Source organism: Pseudomonas sp. P2S-1 (assembly GCF_057197725.1).
Genome location: NZ_CM170068.1, coordinates 4,889,979 through 4,911,045, shown reverse-complemented (window position 1 = coordinate 4,911,045; position 21,067 = coordinate 4,889,979). Strand labels below are relative to the sequence as shown.

Genomic DNA, 21,067 nt, shown 5'->3' with positions numbered 1-21,067 from the left:
CTGCCCATGAATATTGATCTACACGGATTCGGTCCGGCGCTGGCCGCTGGCACGCTGATGACCGTCAAGCTGGCGCTCTCGGCCCTCTGCCTGGGCCTGGTGCTCGGCCTGCTCGGCGCCCTCGCCAAGACCTCGCCGTTCAAACCGCTGCGCTGGATCGGTGGCACCTATTCGACCATCGTTCGCGGCGTGCCCGAGCTGCTCTGGGTCCTCTTCATCTATTTCGGTTCGGTGGCCCTGATGAGCCAGCTGGGCGACCTGATCGGCGTGCCTGGTCTGGAACTCAGCGCCTTCGCTGCCGGCGTCATCGCCCTCGGCCTGTGCTTCGGGGCCTATGCCACGGAAGTCTTCCGTGGCGCGCTGCTGGCGATCCCCAAGGGGCATCGTGAAGCCGGCATGGCCCTCGGCCTGTCCAAGGGCCGGATCTTCTCGCGCCTGGTCCTCCCGCAGATGTGGCGTATCGCCCTGCCGGGGCTGGGCAACCTGTTCATGATCCTGATGAAGGACACCGCGCTGGTCTCGGTGATCGGCCTGGAAGAAATCATGCGCCAGGCGCAGAACGGCGTGACCACCACCAAGGAGCCGTTCACCTTCTACGCGGTTGCCGCCTTTATCTATCTCGGGCTGACCATCGTCGCCATGACCGGCATGCACTTCATGGAAAAACGTGCCGGACGCGGCTTTGCGAGGGCCAACTCATGAATTGGGACGTCATCATCAAATGGCTGCCGCGCCTTGCCGACGGTGCCATCCTGACCCTGGAACTGCTGGCCATCGCCGTCATCCTCGGGCTGATCATCGCCATCCCGCTGGGCATCGCCCGCTCCTCGCAGCGCTGGTACGTGCAGGCGCTACCGTATGGCTACATCTTCTTCTTCCGCGGCACGCCGCTGCTGGTGCAGCTGTTCCTGGTCTACTACGGCCTGGCGCAGTTCGACGCGGTGCGTAGCAGCTCGCTGTGGCCGTACCTGCGTGACCCGTTCTGGTGTACCGCGCTGACCATGACCCTGCACACTGCCGCCTACATCGCCGAGATCCTGCGCGGCTCGCTGCAGGCGATCCCACGGGGCGAGATCGAGGCAGCGCGGGCGCTGGGCATGTCGCGGGCGACCGCGATGCTGCACATCCTCCTCCCGCGTGCTGCCCGTATCGGCCTGCCGGCGTACAGCAACGAAGTGATCCTCATGCTCAAGGCCAGTGCGCTGGCGAGTACCGTCACCTTGCTGGACATCACCGGCATGGCGCGGACAATCATTGCCCGGACCTACATGCCGGTGGAGATCTTCTTCGCGGCGGGCGTGTTCTACCTGGTGATCTCGTTCGTGCTGGTGCAAGCGTTCAAGTTGCTGGAGCGCTGGTTGCGGGTGGATGCCGCGCACGGCCGCTGATCCCGAGTTCCCCGCTCCCCAAATGTGGGAGCGGGTTCACCCGCGATTGGCCGCACCTGCCCGCCACACCTCTTGAAAACACCCTAGCCCCCTGTGGGAGCTGGCTTGCCAGCGATGAGGCCTCACAGCTGGCCATGCAACCTGAACCTGTGGGGCAGCACATGGAAAACACCCAACTCCTCCCCCGCTTCCAGGCCCTGGACCAGTTCCTCCGGGAACACCACAACTTCTGGCACCCGCGCCCCTTCACCAGCCTGCAACTCCCCTGGGAAGCTGATTACCCAGACCTGGCCGAATGGCTGCGCAACCAATCCCTGGACCACGCCGAATCCGCCCACAACGACCCCTACAGCGTCCCGTCCCCGGCGCCTTATCCACAACTGGCCGCCCTCGCCCGGGAATTAGCGAGGGTCGATGACTTATCCACAGTACCTTTGACGCCAGCCAACCCGCGCCTCAACGTCGACGTCCCCGGCCGTAAATGGCAGCAGATCGAAGCCTTCGCCGCCCACTTGGACTTTGCCCGGCGTCCTCTGCATTGGCTGGACTGGTGTTCCGGCAAAGGCCACCTTGGCCGGCGGCTTCTGGGGGCCGAACAACATCTGACCTGCCTCGAATACGATCCCGCACTGGTCGCCGCCGGAGAACAGCTCAGCCAGCACCACCACCTCCCGGCCGAGCACCGGTTGCAGGACGTCATGGCCGCCAGCGCTGCCGAGCAGATCACTGCTGACCACACCCCGGTGGCCTTGCATGCCTGCGGTGACCTCCACGTTCGACTCATCCAGCTCGCGGCTGCCAAGGGTTGTGCACAACTCGCCATCGCCCCCTGCTGCTACAACCGCACCTTGGGTCCGAACTATCAGCCGTTATCCACAGCGGCTCGTGCTTCGACCTTGCAACTGGACCTCGACGACCTTGGTCTGCCGCTCAGTGAAACCGTCACCGCGGGCAATCGCGTCCGCCGCCAGCGCGATCAATCCATGGCCTGGCGTCTCGGCTTCGACCTGCTGCAACGGCAACTGCGCAACAGCGACGAGTACCTGCCCACACCCTCGTTACCCAGCGCCTGGCTGCAACAACCTTTTGCCGACTACTGCCAGCACCTCGCCGGGCTCAAGGGCCTATCCATAAAAGACGGCGTTGATTGGTCCGCCCTCGAAGCGGCCGGCTGGCAACGCCTGGCCCAGGTCCGCAACCTCGAACTGGTCCGCAACCTCTTCCGCCGCCCGCTGGAGCTATGGCTGGTGCTCGATCGTGCGCTCTACCTGCACGAACAGGGCTACAACGTCCGCCTCGGCACCTTCTGCCCACACCCGTTGACCCCACGCAACCTCATGCTGCTGGCCGAACAACCTGTGGATAAGTCTGTGAGCAACTTCACGGTTTCGGGGTGAAAACAGTTCTGCTCTGCGGGCGATCCGTGCTTGAGTGATTTTTCCGAACCTGTTAAACGCCTGAGAAAACAGCTGTTTGCGGGGGCGTCAATGCGGCGAGGTAGCGCACTTGCATGGGGTGCAAGGGGTTGATGTGGTTTGTGCATAAGCGTTAAAGCGAATTAGGCAGGGGTGGTTCAGATCGGATTGGGCGGGAGGTGGCTGGAATCGCGCATAGACCCGTTCAAAAGCACGACGCGGACACTGTGGGAGCGGGTTCACCCGCGATTACGCCAGTGAATCCACCACCATAATCCCAGGTACCCCGCCCGGGATTGCCGGCTGGGACCTCAATGGAGACCAACGACAGATTTCTGTTGCCGCTGATTCCCTCATCGCCGGCAACGCCGGCTCCCACAGTGTCCTGAGCCAGCCGCAGAACTTGTGCCCGCCGAAGACCCTGTGGGAGCTGGCTTGCCAGCGATTGCAATGGTGAATCCCCCACCAAAACCCCGCCAAACCAGCGCCCTGCTTGACCGGCCCCAATCTCCACAATCACCGAAACCCAGGTAGGAGCGAGGCTTGCCCGCGAAGGACCGCAAAGCGGTCTCCAACCTCCGCAGCACTGCCCAGAAAACACCCAGACCAAAACGCCAAAAGCCCCGATCTACGGGGCTTCCAACACGATTTCAAGGAAGAGGTTTACAGAACCAAACCGATCGCTATAATAGCGCGCCTACTGCCGGTATAGCTCAGATGGTAGAGCAACTGACTTGTAATCAGTAGGTCCCGGGTTCGATTCCTGGTGCCGGCACCATATTAGGTTTCAGTAGTACTGAAGCCTGCGAAAACCCGCCTATTGGCGGGTTTTTTCGTTTTGGCGTCTTATCTTTATTCTGCTACAGCTCGATACGAATTTGATCGAACAGGCGCGGAGCTTCAGAAATCACATGCGATAGAATCCCATCCCTCAGCGGCGATCATGCCGGTCCCACGTCGGGAAAAGGAATGTTGGATGGGCGGAAAACCCCGGCCTACTCCCTCGATTGTCAGCGGTCTACCCGTTGCGTTTGTGGAAGGGGGTCGCAAGTACTACTTTGATGCCAGGACTCAGCGATATTTCTCATGGGATTCGCTGCACGGGGAGTTCGAGGTATTTGACCGACGCGGCTACCACCTCGGTTCGGTCTGCCCTGAGACAGGCATAGCCCTGAAGCCCCCGGTCCGTGGGCGTCGGATCAAACCGAACTGAGAGGTTCATATGAATTTTGTCGAGCTTTGCCTGGAAGGCGACGTGCTGGAAGAGGAAATCGATCGATTCGTCGAGGACTGGCATGAAGGGCGCGCAGGCGCAGACATGGAGCTGCACGAATACCTCGGCATGAGCTGGGAAGAGTACCAATTGTGGGCAACGACGCCTTCCGTTCTGCCTTTTGTGCTGACCGCCAGGAAGCGAGGCACCTCGCTTCGACAGGAACTGGATCAAGACAGATTCACGATGGCGGCCCGGGCAAGCTCGGTGGGTGAAGCCGCCAAGGTGGAAGCCTGGCTACGTAACGCTGGCAGGATCTGATGGCGCCAGAGGAGAAAATGGCACGAAGGGTTCTAGCCATTCGCGGACTCCTCCCCCCTTTTGATCTCGACGCACTTGCTGCCGAGTACGGCGATCTAGACTACCTCAATCTTCCCTACGGTGTTGACGGCATAACCATTGGCATCGGTGGCGAACAGCGCCCCCAGATTCTCGTCAATTCCGCCGCGGCCCCAACGCGCCGAAAATTCACCCTGGCTCATGAAATTGGGCACATCGTCATTCCCTGGCACACCGGCACCATCGTCTCGCACCTTGACCCGGGTCACGCGGACGCTGCGTATGCACAGATGGAAGCCGAAGCCAATCGCTTTGCTGCCGAACTGCTGATGCCTTCGGACTGGCTGGCTCTCCAGTTCGAGCGAGCTGGAAGCGTGGAGAAGTACTTCCGCACAGTGCATGCGACAGCAGGCACCTCCCAGGAAGCGACGTTCTACAAGCTTTTCAAATCCTTGCCATCGCCTGTGATCTGCCTCCAGGTCGACAACAGCTCTCGTCTGTTGAAAGCAAAGCGCTCTCCAACAGCGCCGTATTACCAACCTGAAGAGGGGGCCTTGATCGATCCAGCGTACTTCGCAGCAAACAATCGCTATGAAACGTTTGAGATCGATGGGCAATGCTATGTGAGTTGGACATTCATCGGGCGAGATATAGCAGAAATCGATTCACGACCTTGGCGGGAAATCTACGGCACTATCCTGGATGACACCGGGATGAGAGCGAACCTTCAAAGCATCAACGCTGTACTTGCCGGCGCATTCAACAAGTCCAGAGCGCTGAGCGAACAGGATATCTGTGGGGCCATCTACCGGGCGTTTGATAACTACCAGCAGTATGGGCAGGTAGTGAACCATCCACTCTTCGAGCAGTACGTTATCAAGCGGGTTAAAGAGTTGAAGCAGCGTCGTTAACTGACCCGCAAGCCCGCCCGATGCCCGGCTGAGCTCTCTAACCAGGACCACTTGAACTAAAAGCACTCAACAGGGGGCTAAGCCATTATCAGCCACTGACTCCGCCGCCCACATGACCGCTTTCGACTGGCCCCGCATGCTCCTCGACGACCATCCCCTGGCCTTCCTCGGCGAAGTCATGGTCCGCACCCTGCTTGCCTATGCAGTGGTCTTCATCTTCCTCAAAGTCGCCGGCCGCCGCGGGGTGAAACAGCTTTCCCTGTTCGAACTGGTGGTAATCCTGACCTTGGGCTCTGCTGCCGGCGACGTGACCTTCTACCACGACGTGCCGATCCTGCCGGTGCTGATGGTATTCGTCGCCATGGGCATCGCCTATCGCCTCACTACCCGCCTGTTGAGTCGCTATCACCACCTGCAACGCTGGCTCGAGGGAGAGCCTTTCATCCTGATCCGGGATGGCCGTTTCGAACTGGAAACCCTGAACAAGGGCAATATCGCCCACGACGAATTCCTCATGGAACTGCGCCAGGGTGGCGTGGAGCACCTGGGCCAGGTGCGCCTGGGCATCGTAGAGATCAACGGCGGCGTCAGCCTGTATTTCTACGAAAAGGACCAAACTCGCCCAGGCTTGCCCGTCTTGCCGCCGAGCCTGAAGGCAGTGCATCACCAGCCGGAGCACGACGGCTTGCACGCCTGCTTTCACTGCGGGGAATTGGCGACGCTGCAAGCAGGTCAGAGCCTGCAATGTTCGCGCTGTTCCGAACAGTGCTGGGTGCAGGCATTGAGCAACGCCAGGGCCTGAGCGAGCAGTCAGGCAGCTTTCTGCTCCAACGCCTCCCACCCAAGGCAGGCCAACGCCAACGTTCTTGGCACAACTTCACGCCCGCTGCTGTACCTGCTAATACTCCGGGCACTCACGCCAAGTGCATCAGCAGCCTGTTCGAGCGTCATCCGATGCCGCAGCCGCCAGCGGATGAAGATCCGGGTGTTTTCATCGGGCGCAGTCTGGGCAAGCGCTTCCAGCAACAAGGTGTCTGCGCCGATCTGGATATCCAGCGCTGGCCATTCAACAGTCCATCCCCCGTCACCTAACGTGGCGCCTTCGAATGCCTTGCCTTTGGAAAGGGGGGCCAGCCCTGGATACGCTGCAAGCGCGTCGCTCATGTCGAGTTCGAAGCGCTGACCGTTGGTGAAGACCAGTTCCAAGCGCTTGCCCGGATGCGGCTGAACAGCCCGGAGGCGAGGTCGTTTCATTGATGCCATTTCATCCACTCCTTTATTGGCCCAAGCGCCTCTCAGTCCAAGGCTGCCCAGCAGCCTAGGCGACCCAGCACCCAACTCACCCAGCAAATCGTCGCGAGATATGACTCCCCCAAAGAATCCCTTGAACTAAATCCCCTCCAACCCGGGCTAACGCAATACCAGCATCGTTCCCAAGCGAGCCCCCAAAGTGAGCGACCTCCCCCTCCTCCCCCCCGGCCTCCACTACGTCGACGACACCGCCCCCGGCATCACCCGCCGCAAGCTCCGTGGCAAGTTCGCCTACTTCACCCCATCCGGAGACCGCATCCGCGACCCCGCCGAAATCACCCGCCTCAACGCCCTGGCCATCCCCCCGGCCTACACCAGCGTGTGGATCTGCCCCGACCCCGCCGGCCATCTCCAGGCCACCGGCCGCGACGCCCGGGGCCGCAAGCAATACCGCTACCACCCGCGCTGGCGCGAGATCCGCGACGCGGACAAATACGGCAGCCTGCTGGCCTTCGGCAAAGCCCTGCCGGACCTGCGCGCCACCCTGCAACAACACCTCGCCCGCCCCGAACACAGCCGCGAGAAGGTCATGGCCACAGTCATCCACCTGCTCGACGAAACCCTGATCCGCATTGGCAACGCCCGCTACGCCGAGCAGAACCGCTCCTACGGCCTGACCACCCTGCGCAACCGCCACGTCGAAGTGACCGGCAGCACCATCCGTTTCCATTTCCGCGGCAAGAGCGGCATCGAGCACGAGGTCAGCGTCAACGACCGCCGCCTGGCCCGGATCATCAAGAGCTGCCTGGAGCTCCCCGGCCAGCAGCTGTTCCAGTACCTGGACGAACACGGCGAGCGCCATAGCGTGACGTCGAGCGATATCAACCGGTATTTGCAGGAACTGACCGGCGCCGAGTTCACCGCCAAGCACTACCGCACCTGGGCCGGCAGCGCGCTGGCCCTGACCCTGCTGCGCGAGCTGGAATGGCAGCCGGAAACCGCTGCGAAGAAGCATGTGGTGGGGATCATCAAGGAAGTGGCAGCGGAGCTGCGCAACACCCCGGCCGTGTGCCGCAAGTGCTACATCCATCCGGCGCTGATCGAGGCCTTCCATGCGGGAGAACTGGCCGGCCTGCGCATGGCCGCAGCGCGCAAGGGACTACGCGCGGAAGAGAGTCTGCTGATGCGTTTTCTGGAAAAGTTGCCTGTTTAAGAAGGCCCACCCGCAGGCGAGCCTTCCCGTGCCGAGCTACTGGGCACTTACCCGCAATCGCCCCATTTCAATGCCGTCGATCACCGCATCCACCAGGCCCTTGGCCATTTCCGCCGAATACAACGACGAGAAGAGCAGCCCGTTCTTGGGCACGTCTTCGGCGAATTCGGTGAGTTGCTGGAGGGTGTCGTAGATCCCTTTTATCAACAGGGATGCATGGACCAGGGCATCTTCCGTGTCGATTTCCGCACGGACGGTGAACATCGGGGTATGACCAGCCTTGCAATGCCCGAAGGCGACCATGGCCGTTTTGCCAAAGATGGCGCGGGGTGGATCTGGAACGATCTTGTTCATAGTGAAACTCCTCTCGATTGCTCGGAGTCATCACCGTTTCCGCGACCAAACAGATTGGTGACGACTGTGTACAGGTTGGTCGACCGGGACAAGAGGCAAACCCGGCAGGCACGAATGCCTCCCGCACACAGCCGCCATAACATGCGCGAACGCGAACGCGCCCGACTGCATGGGGATATGTCTGTTTGCACCTTGTTCGACGGGCGACCAAGCCCGTATCGCCAAACCGCAGCGACCGCGAGAGCCTACATTTCATACCGGGATCAGGCAAGGAAACAGTGCCCGCAGTGAGTGTCAGGCAGAGCCGGGACTCAGGTTTTACGACGGCTTCGCCGCCGATCGCGGCGGTCCGGCGCTCCGGTGAATCCGCTCCCACACCGACCGCGTTGTGCAGGTCAGGACTTGCCAACCCCCGTGAGCCGAATAAACTTCCTATTCGGCTCACTAAATGAGCCGAATAGCATCCGTATTCGGCTCAGAGGCAAAAATGGCCCCCACCTGGATCTGGCAACACCCCCAATGGCCAGCCTTCACCTGGCAAGCAGATCAACTCACCGACCTGCTGCGCCAGTGCGTCCGCCAACAAGGCCTGCTCCTGGGCAAGATGGGCTCGGTAGACGACGAGCAAAGCCGCCAGAGCATGCTCGACGCCCTCCTGCAAAACATCCTCACCTCCTCCGCCATCGAAGGCGAAACCCTCAACGCCAGCTCCGTCCGCTCCTCCCTCGCCCGCCGCCTGGGCGTGAACGAACCCGGCCCGACCACCGCCCGCAGCGAAGGCCTGGCCGAACTGATGCTCAACGCCATCGAACACGCCGATCAGCCCCTGACGCTGAGCCGCCTGTTCAACTGGCACCAACTGCTGTTCCCCAACCCGGAAAACGCCCTGGCCCACCGCCCCCTGCAAGTCGGCAGCCTGCGCGGCGACGAGCCCATGCAGGTCGTTTCCGGTCGCCTCGACCGCCCCACCGTGCATTTCGAAGCCCCACCCCGCCTCAGCCTCGAAGACCAGCTGGCGACCTTCATCGACTGGTTCAACACCGACTCGAAAACCCTCGACCCACTGCTGCGCGCCGGAATCACCCACCTGTGGTTCGTCACCCTGCATCCCTTCGACGACGGCAACGGCCGCCTGACCCGCGCCCTCACCGACCTCGCCCTGGCCCAGGGCGACCAGCAGGCGATCCGCTTCTACGCCATGTCAGCGAGCATCCTCGAACATCGCCCGGCCTACTACCGAATCCTCGAACAAACGCAGAAAGGCTCGCTGGATATCACCGACTGGCTGAGCTGGTTCCTGCAAATCCTGCTGGAGTCCATAGCCCAGGCCCTCGCCACCATCGACCGGGTGCTGCACAAGACACGGTTCTGGCAGGCACACAGAGAAACGCCGCTATCGGCCGAGCAATTGAAGGTGATCAATCGCCTGCTGGACGGCGGCGCGAAGGGATTCGAAGACGGGATCAACGCAGCGCAGTATCAGGCCGTGGCCAAGGTCAGCAAGGCCACAGCCACTCGCCATCTGGCGGATCTGCTGGATAAAGGTGTCCTGGAGAAGCTTCCGGGGGGTGGTCGGAGCACGCGTTATCGGGTGACTGAGGTCAGGAGCCAGCCTTGGCAATGTATGGAGTGATGTCGATTTCCACCAGAGTCCATACGCCGCCAGCGTAATTGGGGTCAGTCTGCCAGGTCTCGATGGAGGTGCCTTGCGGTAAAGAATCGCCATCGGCGACCAGCGCTTCGAAATGCAGGGCCAGCGCCTCTTGAGCGTTACCTATCGCCTCGTCGACAGTTTCGCCACCACTGAAACAGCCTGGGACATCGGGGATGGTTATGCCGTAGTCCGAGTCGGGGTCCTTGTGGATAACGATGGGGAATTTCATGGAGGTTCTCCGGTAGGTGTTGGCCGGATAACCATAGGCAGATCACATATTCATCACAGCCCTGAAAAGCTGGTTTTGTGTATGCAGTTTTTTCCAGGCAAGAAGCTGAATCTGTGTTGTAACCAAGGGCCTCATCGCCGGCCACGCCGGCTCCCACACGACCGGGTACACCACGACCTTGTAGGAGCTGGCTTGCCTGCGATGGACCGCGTCAGCGGTCCCAAGACCTGTCACGCCGCATCAATGGATGAATACGATCAGGCCGTCGCGGTGAAGATGAGACCTCACATGAAAGAGACTCGTGCAGGATGGTTTTGGGACCGCTGACGCGGTCCATCGCAGGTAAACCAGCTCCTACACCGGTCGTGGCGGTCTCAAGTACTGAACTCAGAACCCAAAGACCAACAACACCTGCCCATACACATTCCCCCGAGCCGTCCCCAACTGACTCCCACCCGCCTCCGCGCTCCGCGTCGGCTTGTAATACCCCACCAACGGCAACACGCTCCAGTGCTCATCAACCGCCCATTCGGCATATACATCCAGCTCCCGCGCATCGCGATTGCCGAGGCTGCGGTCGATCGTGTCGAAGTCATAGAACAGCGCCCCGACATTCACGCTGTCACTCACTGCCGCCTTGACCCCGACATGCTGCACCCGGGTATTGCTGTTGAACGGCCCGGCATAGTTGGACGCCACCTCGCCCTGGAACCAGGTCCCCAGCGCCCGGCCATTGCCGTAGAACAAAGGGTCATAGCCTTCCGAGAACCGGCTGTAGCGATAGTTGACCACCGGCCTGCCCGGCAACTGGGAGAAGGTCCAGCCCGCCTCCAGGTACCACGCACTTTCCTGCCCGCCAGACTTGCGCTCCCAAGCATGCTCCCCCGCCAGGAACAGGTCGCTGACCCCGGCATTGCCCTGCCCGCGCACGCTGTAGAGCTTCATGCCCTTGCGCTCGGGATAGAGGATGTCGGCCAGTTCCTGATCGGTATCACTGACCTTGATCGCCGTAAGCCCCACGGTCCCAATCTCGGCCACATGCTCCAGCGTCGCCACGGACAATTCAGGCCTGGCCTGTGCCGGGTTGTCGGACTTGAGCCACATCAGGTCACCACGCCAGCCCTCCTTGCCACCCCAGCGCACAATGGCCGTCTGGTCGAAGGCCTTGCGCCCGGTGAGGTAGTAGGCGCCGCCCCGATTGACCTCGCCATCGAGCAAGCCCTTGCCGATATTCAGTGCGTCGCCAGAGATCAGGAAGCCATCCCCGACCACCACGTTCTGCCGACCACCGGAGATTTCCAGCAGGTCGCTGCGCCAGCCGAGATAAGCGTTCTCGACCTTGGTGGTGCGCTCATCCCCCACCGTCCAGCCCGCCGCGTCGCCATCCCCAAAGCTGGCACTGCTGACCCAGTCGAGCCCGCCAAACACCTCGCCCGCCGCAATCCCCCGGCGCTTGAACTCGACGCCGTATTGCAACGTGGCTTCCTGCCAATTGACGCTACCCGCCTCGCGCATGCCGGTCTGTGCATAACTTTCCCCGCTGTGGAAAACCCCGACGGCGCCCTGCACCTTGGCGGACAGTTCGGTGTCGGTGTCTTCGTACAGCGTGACCGCTCCGGCCATCGGCGAGAGCGCAAGAAGCAGTGGCAGGGATGCCTGTAATTGTTGTTTTCGCATCGTCAGTCCCCAGGAAAAGTCAGGCAGGAATTTCGCCTTCGGCATACATGTCGGCAACCACGCGCCAGTCACCGCCGATCAGGCGCCAGACGAACAGGCTCTTCATCGAGAAGGCGTCGCCCGCCAGCGGCAGCACGCGCCAGGTAACCCAGGTGTAGGCCGCGCCCTCGCCCAGCTCGGCCAGGCGGTCGATACGGATCGAGGCACCACGGGAGTCGTTGACCAGCACGGCCACCAGTTCCTGCAATTGCGCGGTGCCGTGGTACAGCGCATCGCTGCCGGCGCCGGTGATCTCGGTGTGTTCCGTGTACAGCTCACGGACGATGGCGTTGCCGTCGCGGCGCTCCCAAAGCTGTTGCAGCAGGTCGAGACGGGCTTGCAGGGCATTTCTCAGGGCAGCATCAGGCATGTTCGAATCCTCTCGGTCGAAGTTGGAGGCCCCCGGGTGGGGGCGGTCGGGAAAAGGCGTCGGCGGTCAGCGACGACCGTTGCGGTAGCCCGCAAGCTGGTGGCTGACCTTGCCGAAGGTGCAGATCAGGTTGCGCAGGCGGTCCTTGGCCGGGATGCGCGTGCGCGGGATCGCGCTCATCACGTCCCAGTGCCGCGAGCCGGTGGTCATGCCGTCGGCCACCACCTGGCTGATGACATGGCTCGGCGTCACGCCAAAGCCGGAGTAGCCCTGGACGAAGTAGGCATTGGGCCGTCCCGGCAAGGTGCCGATCTGCGGGAACAGGTTGGCGGTGCACTCCATCGGCCCGCCCCAGGCCAGGTCGATGCGCACCGGCTCCAGGTACGGGAACACCTTGAGCATCAGCTGGCGGTTCCAGTCCTTGAGGTCGTTGGGGATGTATTCGAGCAGCCGCGTGGCCGAACCGAACAGCAGGCGGTTTTCGTTGGTCACCCGGTAGTACTCGATGACCGGGCGGATATCGCTGAACGCCCCGCGGATCGGGCTGATCTGCTGGATCAAAGCCTCCGGCAGCGGCTCGGTGACCAACTGGAAGGCGTAGGTATTGACGATGCTCTTGTCCAGCTCCGGCTCCATGCGGTCGAGGAAGGCGCCGCAGGACCAGAGGATCTTCTTCGCCCGCACCGAGCCCTTGGCCGTACGGATATGGATGGTGTCGCCGTAAGTCACTTCCAGCACCGGGGTGTTTTCGTAGATCCGCCCGCCCAGCGCCACCAGCGCCTTGGCCGAACCCAGCAGCATGTTCAGCGAATGCAGATGGCCGTTGCCCATGTGCTTGAGGGCGCAGGTGTAGATATCCGAACCGACGATGCTGCGCACCTCGCTGCCTTCCAGGTAGGCGATGTCGTGGTTCGGGCTGAGCTGCTTGAACTCCTTTTCCCACGCCTGCAGCAGCTTGCCCTGACGCTTGTTGAAGCCGAGGTAGCCGTAGCCGTGGCGGAAATCGGCGTCGATGCCGTACTTGGCGATGCGCGACTGGATGATGGACGAGCCGAGGTCGCTGATCTCGAACACCGCCTGCAAGCCCTCGTCGCCGACGCTTTTGCGGATCTTCTCCAGGTCGTGGCCGATGCCGGCCATGATGTGCCCGCCATTGCGACCGGAGCCGCCAAAGCCGAGGTAGCGCGCTTCCAGCACGACGATATCGGTGACACCGCGCTCGGCCAGTTCCAGGGCGGTGTTGATCCCCGAGAAACCACCACCGATGACGACAACTTCAGCGTCCAGATCCTGCTCAAGATCAGGAAACTTCAGGTCGTACTTGCGGGTAGCGGTGTAGTAGGTGGTAGGGGTTTCGACGGACAGCATGGGGTCACCTTGTTCTTGTCATGCGGGAAGCGGTTAACGGGATATCGCGCCTTCGCCAGCCTGACGATCCTGCAGGCGGCGAACGGCGTAGAGCACCAGCGAGAGCAGCAGCACACCGATGCCGGTGGCGACTTCCTTGATGCCGCCGTAGCCCGCCAGCTCGGCAGAGGCGGTACCGACCACCACCACGGCGGCGGTGAACAGGCTCAGTACCCAGGCCACAGGGATCCAGCCACGGCCCAGGCGCACCGGGCGCGGCAGGTCGGGTGCATCTCGGCGTAGCAGGATGAAGCCGGACAGGGCGAAGAAGATCGCCACCAGGTAGCCGATATTGGCGGTCACCAGCATGGCCAGCGGCGAGGACAGCAGGAAGATCATCGCCAGGTTGAGCACCACCGCCACGCTCATGCAGCGCCCCGGCACCTGGTGCTTGTTGAGGGTGCCGAGCTGGCGGATGGTCAGGCCTTCCAGGGCCATGCCGTAGAGGGCGCGGGAACCGTCGGCGAGGGCGGCGTTGAGGCCCATGAACAGGCCGACCAGCAAGGCGGCGATGAAGAAGTCGCTGAAGCCGTTGCCGACCACGGCGTTGAAGGCATCGATATAGAAGCCGCTGGGGTTGGCCAATGCGGTTTCCCGGTCCACCAACCCGCCGAGGCCGAAGGCGACGGCGGCGAACACCAGCACGGTGTAGGTGCCGGAGGTCAGCAGGGCCAGGCGCATATCGCGCTGGCTGCGGTATTCCGGGCCGAAGGCGGCGCACATCTCGGTGCCGTAGGCGCTCCAGCTGACCAGGAACAACCAGACCAGCGCCGTGCGCCAGAAGCTCCAGTCCAGCACCAGCGGTTCGTCCAGGGCGTGACGGAAACGCTCAAAGCTCCAACCGTCGCCAAACACCGGCGACACCGCCAGCACCAGGATCGGCACCAGCAACAGCGCGCCCATGTACTTGGAAACGGATGCCGCCATATGCACGCCAAGCCGGTTGAACTGCCAGAACACCAGCAACAGGCCGGCGCCGATCACTTGCGGCAGGCCGACGCTGAGCGGGCCGAAGCTGTAGCTCCAGGTCTGGTCGGCGAACCACTGCGCCTGGATCAGCGCGCCGGCACTGACGCTGACGATCGACAGCACCGCCGACCAGCCCAGCCAGTAGCCGAACGACGCCAGCGGGCCGACCAGGGTGCAGCGTCGGCGCCAGCCTTCGGTGGCGATCATGGCGATGCCGCCGGGCTTGTCCGGGAACATCGCAGTGACTTCGAGGAAGATCCAGTTCTGGCACGCGCCGATGGTCGCCGAACCGACCCACAGCGCCAGGGCGCCGATCGGGCCAAGCACGCCAAGGGCGAAGCCGAAGGAGGCGAAGATGGAGCCGGACACCGCCATCGACAGGGCGAAGGCATCGGTCCAGCGCAAGGTTTGCTGCAAATGCTGGCTGTTGTTGTTATTCATGGCCGGTTACGCAGTGGCGGAAGATGAGCCTCGATTAAAAGCCCTGCTCCGTTGCGCGACCACTGTTCACAGCGCCAGGCGCTTGGTTTGGGGTGCCAGCCGTCGCGGTTCGCGGCGGGCAACTTGATAAAGTGATTAACATGTTAGTAAATATGAAAAAGCTTCGGCGCCAGCCTGGACGACGCACCACAAGAACAACACCGGTATCAGCCGGCCCGAGGTGACGCATGAATCTGCAGCACGCCAATCTGTTTCAAGGGCGCGAGGGTTTCGAGGTCTGGCACGGCGATCTGGCCAGCAGTTGCGGGACCTTCCATGTTGAGCCGCCCGCAGATCGCATCACCAGCTTCCAGGGCGCGGTCACCGCGCTGGACAGCCGGCGCAGCCGCATCGAGGGGGCGCGCATCACCAGCAACTGCTCCCACGTGCACCGCTCGCTGCGGGATATACGCGGCGACGACAAGGACTTCTTCTACCTGGTGATGCAGTTGAATGGCGAAGCGCTGATCCGCCACAGCGACCAGGAAACCCGCCTGGACCGGGGCGACCTGGTGCTGCTGGATGTGGCGCGGCCGAGCGATTTCTACTTTCGTGGCTTGAGCGACCAGGTGTCAGTGATCCTGCCGCGCAGCGAGGTATTGCAGCGTTTCAAGGAACAGCGCCTGCGCCTGAACCAGCGTATCGAGGCGACTTCGGCGATTGGTGGCATGAGCGCGATGCTGATGAGCCAGTTGGTGGACAACCGCAATCTGGCCAGCAGCGAAGCCGAGGCCGTGCTGGACGCCATCCTCGCCCTGCTGCGCCCGGTACTGACGCCGCGCCAGAGCGAGCCTGTCGACACGCCACCGCCGGCCCTGATGACCAAGGCCAAGGCGGTGATCGAGCGGCATCTGGCGGATGAAACCCTGAGCCCGGAACGCATTGCTTCGACGGTGGGGACTTCGGTGCGCAATCTGCACCGGTTGTTCGCCCAGTTCGAGACCAGTGTGGGGCGCTACTTGCTTGAGCGCCGGCTGAGCCGCTGCGCAGAAGCGATCCTGCAGAGCGAGGTGAAGATCACCCATATCGCGCTGAGCTGGGGGTTCAAGGATCTGAGCCACTTTTCCCGGGCGTTCAAGAGTGCGTTCGGGGTGTCGCCGAGTGAGTATCGGGGGCGGCGGGGGTAAAAAGGCGCAACCGCTGGAGAGCCCCGATCAATCGAACAGGTCATGCACCTCGTCCAAGGTAGGCAGCATCGCCGGAAGCACCTTGAGTTCGCAATCCAACGCGCCAAGCACTTTGGCGTAAGCGTACATGCCAACTGACAGGCTGCCCTTTTCCACGGCGATGACTTTCTGGCGGGTCAAACCTGCAAGGTTGGCGAGATCCGCCTGGGTCATGCCGAGATTCAGACGGCGTTGGCGAATCTGCTTGGAAAGGCGATAGGTCAGGAAAGCAGGGTCCATGTTCCATATACGTAACAATCAGGGGTCTATGTAACGTAGACGTAACTTGATGACCTTACAAGCATGGTGCCGGGCTCATTCCCTGCAGTCGGCGAGGAACCCTGTAGGAGCTGGCTTGCCTGCGATGGACCGCAGAGCGGTCCCAAAACCTGCCACACCGGACATTCTGGATTGATGCGATCCACCCGGCACACCGAATCCGGGACCGGATAGGGCACTGAACTCGTGCGGGATGGTTTTGGGACCGCTGCGCAGTCCATCGCAGGCAAGCCAGCTCCTACAGGTTTTTGTGTCCAGCTCGCACTCTGTGCATGGCACACAAAAAAGGGGCCGCATCAGCGGCCCCTTTTCCTACCTCAAAATCAGAATCAGAAGATGCTGATCGGGTACTCGACGAAGATACGGACTTCGTTGCCGTCGTCGTTGTAGCCGTTCAGGCGGACGCTTTCCGAAGTACGCAGCCAGGAACCACGCAGTTTCAGGCTCAGGTCCTTGGCAGGGCCTTCCTGTACGACGTATTTGACCTGGTTGAAGATCTCGCGCTCGGTGCCTTCGCCATAGCCGTGGGTGTTGATGTTGTCACCACGCACGTAGGCGATGTTGTAGGTCAGGCCCGGTACGCCGAAGGCGCCGAAGTCCAGACCGTAGGCGACCTGCCAGGAACGCTCGTCTTCAGCGTTGAAGTCGGACCAGTAGGAGTTGGCCAGGTAGATGGTCGAACCACCGTCACCCACGCCAGCGCCATTCTGGTACCAGCCGTACTGGTAGCCAGTGCTGCCGGTGCTGCGCTGGTGCGCCAGGGTGAACGAGTGAGGGCCGAAGGCGTAGGTGGCCGCCAGGCTCCAGATGGTGTTGCTGTCACCGGTCAGGCTGGCCTTCTGTACGTACTTTTTGTCGATGTCCGACTTGTAGCCGTTGAAGTCCAGGGTCAGGGACTGGTCCTTGGCGATGGCGTGGACGTAGTTGACGCCCAGGTAGTGCTTCTTCAGCACGTCTTCGACATCGGAGGTGTACAGCGAGGCGGTCAGGTTCGGCATGAACTTGTAGCTACCGCCGAAGACGTTGATCGACTTCAGGTCGGTGTCACGCTGTTCGGTGGACTTGCGCGCTTCGCGGGTGTAGCGACCGGCGTTCAGCTCCAGGCCTTCGATCTCCTTGGAGTTGATCGAAGTACCGGTGAAGCTTTCTGGCAACAGACGAGCGTCGTCGTATTGCAGGACCGGCAGGGATGGCATCTGGTCGCCATACTTCAGCACGGTGTTGGAAACACGGAACTTGACCGCTGCACCGCCACGGGCGATGTCGTGCTGGGCGTTGCCGCTGTCGCCACGCTTGAAGAAGTCGATACCGCCACCTTCGTTGTGGCCGCTGCCACCGTCCAGACGCACGGCGTACAGGCCGAAGGCATCAACGCCAACACCAACGGTGCCCTGGGTGAAGCCAGAGGAGAACTTGGCAATGGCAGCCTGGCCCCATTGACGCTGGTCGTTGGTGTCGTGCTTCTTGTCACGATTCATGAAGCCGTTGCGCAGCAGCACGTTGGCGGTGCTGTCTTCGACGAAGCCTTTCGACTCGGCTTGATCGTTGGCCATTGCTTGAGTAGCGGCCATGAGCCCCAGTGCGAGCAGACTGATCCGGGTTTTCAACATCTTGTTTTCCTTATTACGTGATTTGATACGCACTGCAGCCAAACGCCAGAACCACGCCCCCTGCGTGGGTTGACGCTCACGGACTGAAAATAAAAGGCCCGCATGCGAGTGATCGCAGCGGGCCTTTTATTATTAGTGTCTTGGCCGAACGGCCTGCAGGCGCAGGGTCCGAATCCTAGCCGCGGGCAGAACGACATGTCAAAAGTTCGTGAAGAGATGATGGCAAATTTCATGTTTTTCTGCGTTATCGTCGGAATTTCTTCTATCCGAAAAGGGATTCGGTCGCGAGAACTGTAGGAAATTGCCGGAAACGTCAGGAATTTCGGTAAAACAGAAAGGATTCAGCCTGGAGACATTTAGATACAAATAGCCGAGGAGATTTCCTACAAAGAATTAACGTTTGCAAATGCCAAGCATTATCATCCGCGAGTTTTCAAAACATCCAAAAACATCGCCGGATATCCACCCACATGCCTTCCCCCTGCCGCCTTTCTCCCCTTTCCTTGGGGCTTTCCCTGTTGTTCGGCTCCAGCCTGGCCATGGCTGCCACCACCAACCTGCCTGAAGTGTCGGTCACCGCCGACAGCGAGGCCGAACGCGATGATCCGCGGGTCAAGGAGGTCACCACGGCCACCCGTACCTCGACCCCGGTGCGCTATGTGCCGCAGGCGGTGGATGCGATCAAGACCAGCAACGTCCTCGACTACGGCACCAACGAGCTGGGCAAGGCCCTGAGCGGCCTGCCCAACGTCAGCAGCGGCGCCGACACCCGTTTCGACAGCGTGCGCATCCGCGGCTTCGACGCGAGCAACGACTTTTACCTGGACGGCATCCGCGACGACAGCCAGTACGTGCGCGACCTGCACAACATCGAGCGGGTCGAAGTGCTCAAGGGCCCGGCCGCCGTGCTCTATGGCCGGGGCAGCCAGGGCGGGATCATCAACCGGGTGAGCAAGGCGCCGGAGGCCGGACGGCGTTCCAGCATCGAAGTCCAGGGCGGCAGCGAGGACCTGCGCAGCCTGTATGCCGACCTGAGCGCCGACCCGAGCGAGAACATCAGCCTGCGCCTGAACCTCGGCGAGCGCGACAACAACAGCTTCCGCGATGGCGTCGACGGCAGCCGCCAACTGTTCGCACCGTCAATGAGCTGGCAACTGACCCCGGACCTGAACTGGCTGGTGCAGTACGAATACAGCCGCTACAACCGTACCCCGGATCGCGGTATCCCCGGCAACCCGCTGACCGGCCGGCCGCTGGACGTCAGCCGCAGCACCACCTACGGCGACAGCGGACGCGACTACATCGATGACAAGACCGAGTCCCTGCGCTCACGCCTTAACTATCAGTTGAGCGACAACTGGCAACTGCGCCATACCCTCGGCCTGATCACCCTGGACAGTGACTTCGACAACACTTACCTGGTCGGTTATGTCCCCGCCACCCACCTGGTCACCCGGCAGCGCTGGCAGCAGGACCTGAACACCCGCAACCTGTTCAACAACCTCGAAGCCGAGGGCCGCGTCGACACCTGGGGCCTGGAGCACACACTGTTGATCGGCCTGGAGCTGGGCGAGCAGCGGCGTAATTCCTTGCTGCGCAACGGCAGCAACGTGCCGTCGGTCAACGCCTTCAACCCCAACCCCGCGGTGCAGCACACCGGGCGCATGAACATCTCGAGCAACAACCACACCGATGTCAGCAGCCGCGGCCTGTACCTGCAGGACCAGATCCGCCTTAACGATGAATGGCAGATCCTCGCCGGCGTGCGCCTGGACCGTTTCGAGGTGGACACCACCAGCAAGGTCAGCGGTCGCAGCGAAAAACAGGACAGCACCGGCACCAGCCCGCGCCTGGGCATCGTCTATACGCCGTGGAAGGAACACTCCTTCTATGCTTCGTGGAGCAAGACCTTCTCGCCACCCGGCGGCGGCCTGATCGGCATCACCCCGGGTGCGGCGGGCAACACCAACGAGACCGATCCGGAAACCACCCGGCAGAAGGAAATCGGGGTCAAGAGCGACTGGCTGGACGAGCGCCTGAGCACCACCCTGGCCGTGTATGAGCTGGAACTCTACAACCGGCGCAACCGCGACCTGCTCGACCCGAACAAGTGGATCCTGACCGGCCTGCAACGCTCCCGCGGCATCGAGCTGACCGCTACCGGGAAACTGGCGGACAACTGGTATGTACGCGGCGGCATCGGCCTGCAGGATGCGATCATCGTCGACGACACCGAAGGCAACGCCGGCAACCGTGTTTCCGATGTGGCCAAGCGCAATGGCAGCGTGTTCATTACCTGGAAGCCGGAAATGGGCTGGTACGCGGAAACCGGGCTGACCTTCGTCGGCGAGCGTTATGCCGATACCCGCAACAGCATCGTGCTGCCGGGCTATGGCACCTGGGATGCACTGGCCGGGTACCGGACCAGGGACTGGGATGTGCGGGCGGCGTTGAGCAATATCACCGACAAGACCTACTACGCGTCGGCGACCAGTGCGGCGCAGATCCAGTTTGGTGATCCTCGCAGCCTGGTGGTGACCGGGACCTATAGCTTCTGACCTCTCGGGCCTCATCGCTGGCAAGCCAGCTCCCACAGGTTCAGCGGCGCACGCGGTCACTGTGGGAGCTGGCTTGCCAGCGATGAGGCCCTGAAGAACACCCACAAAAAAGGGCGATGCCTCCCCGGCATCGCCCTTTCCTTTTGCAACCTTCTCCCCTCAGCCGTGCCAGATGCCCGCCAGCGCATCGAGCTCGGCCTCGGTCATCAGCCCTGCCGGATAACGCTCCGCCAGCAGCCGCCGTGGATCGGTCTTCCTGACCCGGATTGGTCCATTGTGTTTCAACCACTGCGCCAATACCTGAAGCGCTTCATGGTTCATGACAGTCGGGTACGAAGCCAACTCACGTGCAGTATTCATTTCACACGTACTCCCCCAGAGGCGTGAGTTGAGCAAATTACTCAAGATTTGTGACAAATCCGTGGGAAAACACAGACCGTCCATCTCTTGTTACAACATTGGAATTAATACAAAAGCTATGCCATCAGGGAGCGCCGGCCGTCGTCCGGGCACAAAAAAGCCCGTCCGGAGACGGGCTTTTTTTT

Annotated in this window: 20 protein-coding genes, 1 tRNA gene and 1 pseudogene; 12 read left to right on the top strand and 10 right to left on the bottom strand. The window is 61.8% G+C overall.

The window, feature by feature from the left end; translation table 11 throughout:
- Nucleotides 1-6 precede the first annotated feature (6 nt).
- The 8 genes from AC2CQI_RS22030 (at nt 7) to AC2CQI_RS21995 (ending at nt 6,068) form a co-directional block, all read left to right on the top strand.
- Complete coding sequence (locus AC2CQI_RS22030) at nt 7-702, top strand: ABC transporter permease (RefSeq protein ID WP_075804933.1); 696 nt, start codon at nt 7-9, stop codon at nt 700-702.
- Nucleotides 699-1,388 (top strand): ABC transporter permease, encoded by a 690-nt coding sequence (locus tag AC2CQI_RS22025; protein WP_484577880.1) that lies wholly within the window; start codon nt 699-701, stop codon nt 1,386-1,388. The genes AC2CQI_RS22030 and AC2CQI_RS22025 overlap by 4 nt, the downstream gene beginning before the upstream one ends.
- 161 nt (nt 1,389-1,549) lie before the next feature.
- Nucleotides 1,550-2,785: a methyltransferase gene (locus tag AC2CQI_RS22020; RefSeq protein ID WP_484577879.1), complete on the top strand. Its 1,236-nt coding sequence runs from the start codon at nt 1,550-1,552 to the stop codon at nt 2,783-2,785.
- A gap of 720 nt (nt 2,786-3,505) precedes the next feature.
- Nucleotides 3,506-3,581 (top strand) — tRNA-Thr (locus tag AC2CQI_RS22015).
- 165 nt (nt 3,582-3,746) lie between these two features.
- Entirely contained in the window at nt 3,747-4,016 is a 270-nt protein-coding gene (locus AC2CQI_RS22010) for a colicin E3/pyocin S6 family cytotoxin (RefSeq protein ID WP_484580653.1), read from the top strand.
- Nucleotides 4,017-4,025: 9 nt separating this feature from the next.
- The gene (locus tag AC2CQI_RS22005; protein ID WP_484577878.1) at nt 4,026-4,337 is read left to right on the top strand and encodes a hypothetical protein; all 312 of its coding nucleotides are present in this window, start codon (nt 4,026-4,028) and stop codon (nt 4,335-4,337) included.
- A gap of 17 nt (nt 4,338-4,354) precedes the next feature.
- On the top strand, nt 4,355-5,266 hold the full coding sequence (locus AC2CQI_RS22000; protein WP_075804991.1) for an ImmA/IrrE family metallo-endopeptidase: 912 nt from the start codon (nt 4,355-4,357) through the stop codon (nt 5,264-5,266).
- A 112-nt stretch (nt 5,267-5,378) separates the two neighbouring features.
- The gene (locus tag AC2CQI_RS21995; RefSeq protein ID WP_484577877.1) at nt 5,379-6,068 is read left to right on the top strand and encodes a DUF421 domain-containing protein; all 690 of its coding nucleotides are present in this window, start codon (nt 5,379-5,381) and stop codon (nt 6,066-6,068) included.
- Nucleotides 6,069-6,076: 8 nt separating this feature from the next.
- Here the strand turns inward: AC2CQI_RS21995 and AC2CQI_RS21990 are convergent, their stop codons facing one another.
- Entirely contained in the window at nt 6,077-6,529 is a 453-nt protein-coding gene (locus AC2CQI_RS21990; protein WP_484577876.1) for a DUF2442 domain-containing protein, read from the bottom strand.
- A 187-nt stretch (nt 6,530-6,716) separates the two neighbouring features.
- On the opposite strand from AC2CQI_RS21990, the gene AC2CQI_RS21985 reads away from it, so the two are divergent.
- On the top strand, nt 6,717-7,730 hold the full coding sequence (locus AC2CQI_RS21985; RefSeq protein ID WP_484577875.1) for a DNA topoisomerase IB: 1,014 nt from the start codon (nt 6,717-6,719) through the stop codon (nt 7,728-7,730).
- 36 nt (nt 7,731-7,766) lie between these two features.
- Here the strand turns inward: AC2CQI_RS21985 and AC2CQI_RS21980 are convergent, their stop codons facing one another.
- Nucleotides 7,767-8,084 carry a DUF3077 domain-containing protein gene (locus AC2CQI_RS21980; protein WP_075804941.1) on the bottom strand — a complete coding sequence of 106 codons (318 nt, stop codon included), beginning with the start codon at nt 8,082-8,084 and terminating at the stop codon, nt 7,767-7,769.
- Between the two features lie 487 nt (nt 8,085-8,571).
- Between AC2CQI_RS21980 and AC2CQI_RS21975 the strand changes: the two genes are divergently transcribed.
- Complete coding sequence (locus AC2CQI_RS21975) at nt 8,572-9,717, top strand: Fic family protein (RefSeq protein ID WP_484577874.1); 1,146 nt, start codon at nt 8,572-8,574, stop codon at nt 9,715-9,717.
- Here the strand turns inward: AC2CQI_RS21975 and AC2CQI_RS21970 are convergent.
- The 5 genes and pseudogenes from AC2CQI_RS21970 to AC2CQI_RS21950 form a co-directional block, all read right to left on the bottom strand.
- Nucleotides 9,695-9,967, bottom strand: a pseudogene (locus AC2CQI_RS21970) (type II toxin-antitoxin system HicB family antitoxin); the annotation flags it as partial. The gene AC2CQI_RS21975 and the pseudogene AC2CQI_RS21970 overlap by 23 nt on opposite strands.
- A 387-nt stretch (nt 9,968-10,354) precedes the next feature.
- A complete protein-coding gene (locus AC2CQI_RS21965; RefSeq protein WP_484577873.1) occupies nt 10,355-11,644 on the bottom strand; it encodes an alginate export family protein in 1,290 nt (429 codons plus the stop codon).
- Between the two features lie 19 nt (nt 11,645-11,663).
- On the bottom strand, nt 11,664-12,053 hold the full coding sequence (locus AC2CQI_RS21960; protein WP_484577872.1) for a nuclear transport factor 2 family protein: 390 nt from the start codon (nt 12,051-12,053) through the stop codon (nt 11,664-11,666).
- 66 nt (nt 12,054-12,119) lie between these two features.
- Entirely contained in the window at nt 12,120-13,421 is a 1,302-nt protein-coding gene (locus tag AC2CQI_RS21955) for an NAD(P)/FAD-dependent oxidoreductase (RefSeq protein ID WP_484577871.1), read from the bottom strand.
- 33 nt (nt 13,422-13,454) lie between these two features.
- Nucleotides 13,455-14,870 carry an APC family permease gene (locus tag AC2CQI_RS21950; RefSeq protein WP_484577870.1) on the bottom strand — a complete coding sequence of 472 codons (1,416 nt, stop codon included), beginning with the start codon at nt 14,868-14,870 and terminating at the stop codon, nt 13,455-13,457.
- 227 nt (nt 14,871-15,097) lie between these two features.
- Between AC2CQI_RS21950 and feaR the strand changes: the two genes are divergently transcribed.
- Nucleotides 15,098-16,036 (top strand): transcriptional regulator FeaR, encoded by a 939-nt coding sequence (gene feaR / locus AC2CQI_RS21945; RefSeq protein WP_484577869.1) that lies wholly within the window; start codon nt 15,098-15,100, stop codon nt 16,034-16,036.
- A gap of 27 nt (nt 16,037-16,063) precedes the next feature.
- Here the strand turns inward: feaR and AC2CQI_RS21940 are convergent, their stop codons facing one another.
- Both AC2CQI_RS21940 and AC2CQI_RS21935 read right to left on the bottom strand, forming a co-directional pair.
- Nucleotides 16,064-16,315: a helix-turn-helix transcriptional regulator gene (locus AC2CQI_RS21940; RefSeq protein ID WP_484577868.1), complete on the bottom strand. Its 252-nt coding sequence runs from the start codon at nt 16,313-16,315 to the stop codon at nt 16,064-16,066.
- A gap of 368 nt (nt 16,316-16,683) precedes the next feature.
- Nucleotides 16,684-17,964, bottom strand: a complete 1,281-nt coding sequence (locus AC2CQI_RS21935; protein ID WP_484577867.1) for an OprD family porin — start codon at nt 17,962-17,964, stop codon at nt 16,684-16,686.
- Between the two features lie 470 nt (nt 17,965-18,434).
- Between AC2CQI_RS21935 and AC2CQI_RS21930 the strand changes: the two genes are divergently transcribed.
- A complete protein-coding gene (locus AC2CQI_RS21930) occupies nt 18,435-20,522 on the top strand; it encodes a TonB-dependent receptor (protein ID WP_484577866.1) in 2,088 nt (695 codons plus the stop codon).
- 159 nt (nt 20,523-20,681) lie between these two features.
- Here the strand turns inward: AC2CQI_RS21930 and AC2CQI_RS21925 are convergent, their stop codons facing one another.
- Nucleotides 20,682-20,882, bottom strand: coding sequence for a hypothetical protein (locus AC2CQI_RS21925; RefSeq protein ID WP_075804951.1), 201 nt, complete (start codon nt 20,880-20,882; stop codon nt 20,682-20,684).
- Nucleotides 20,883-21,067: the final 185 nt, after the last annotated feature.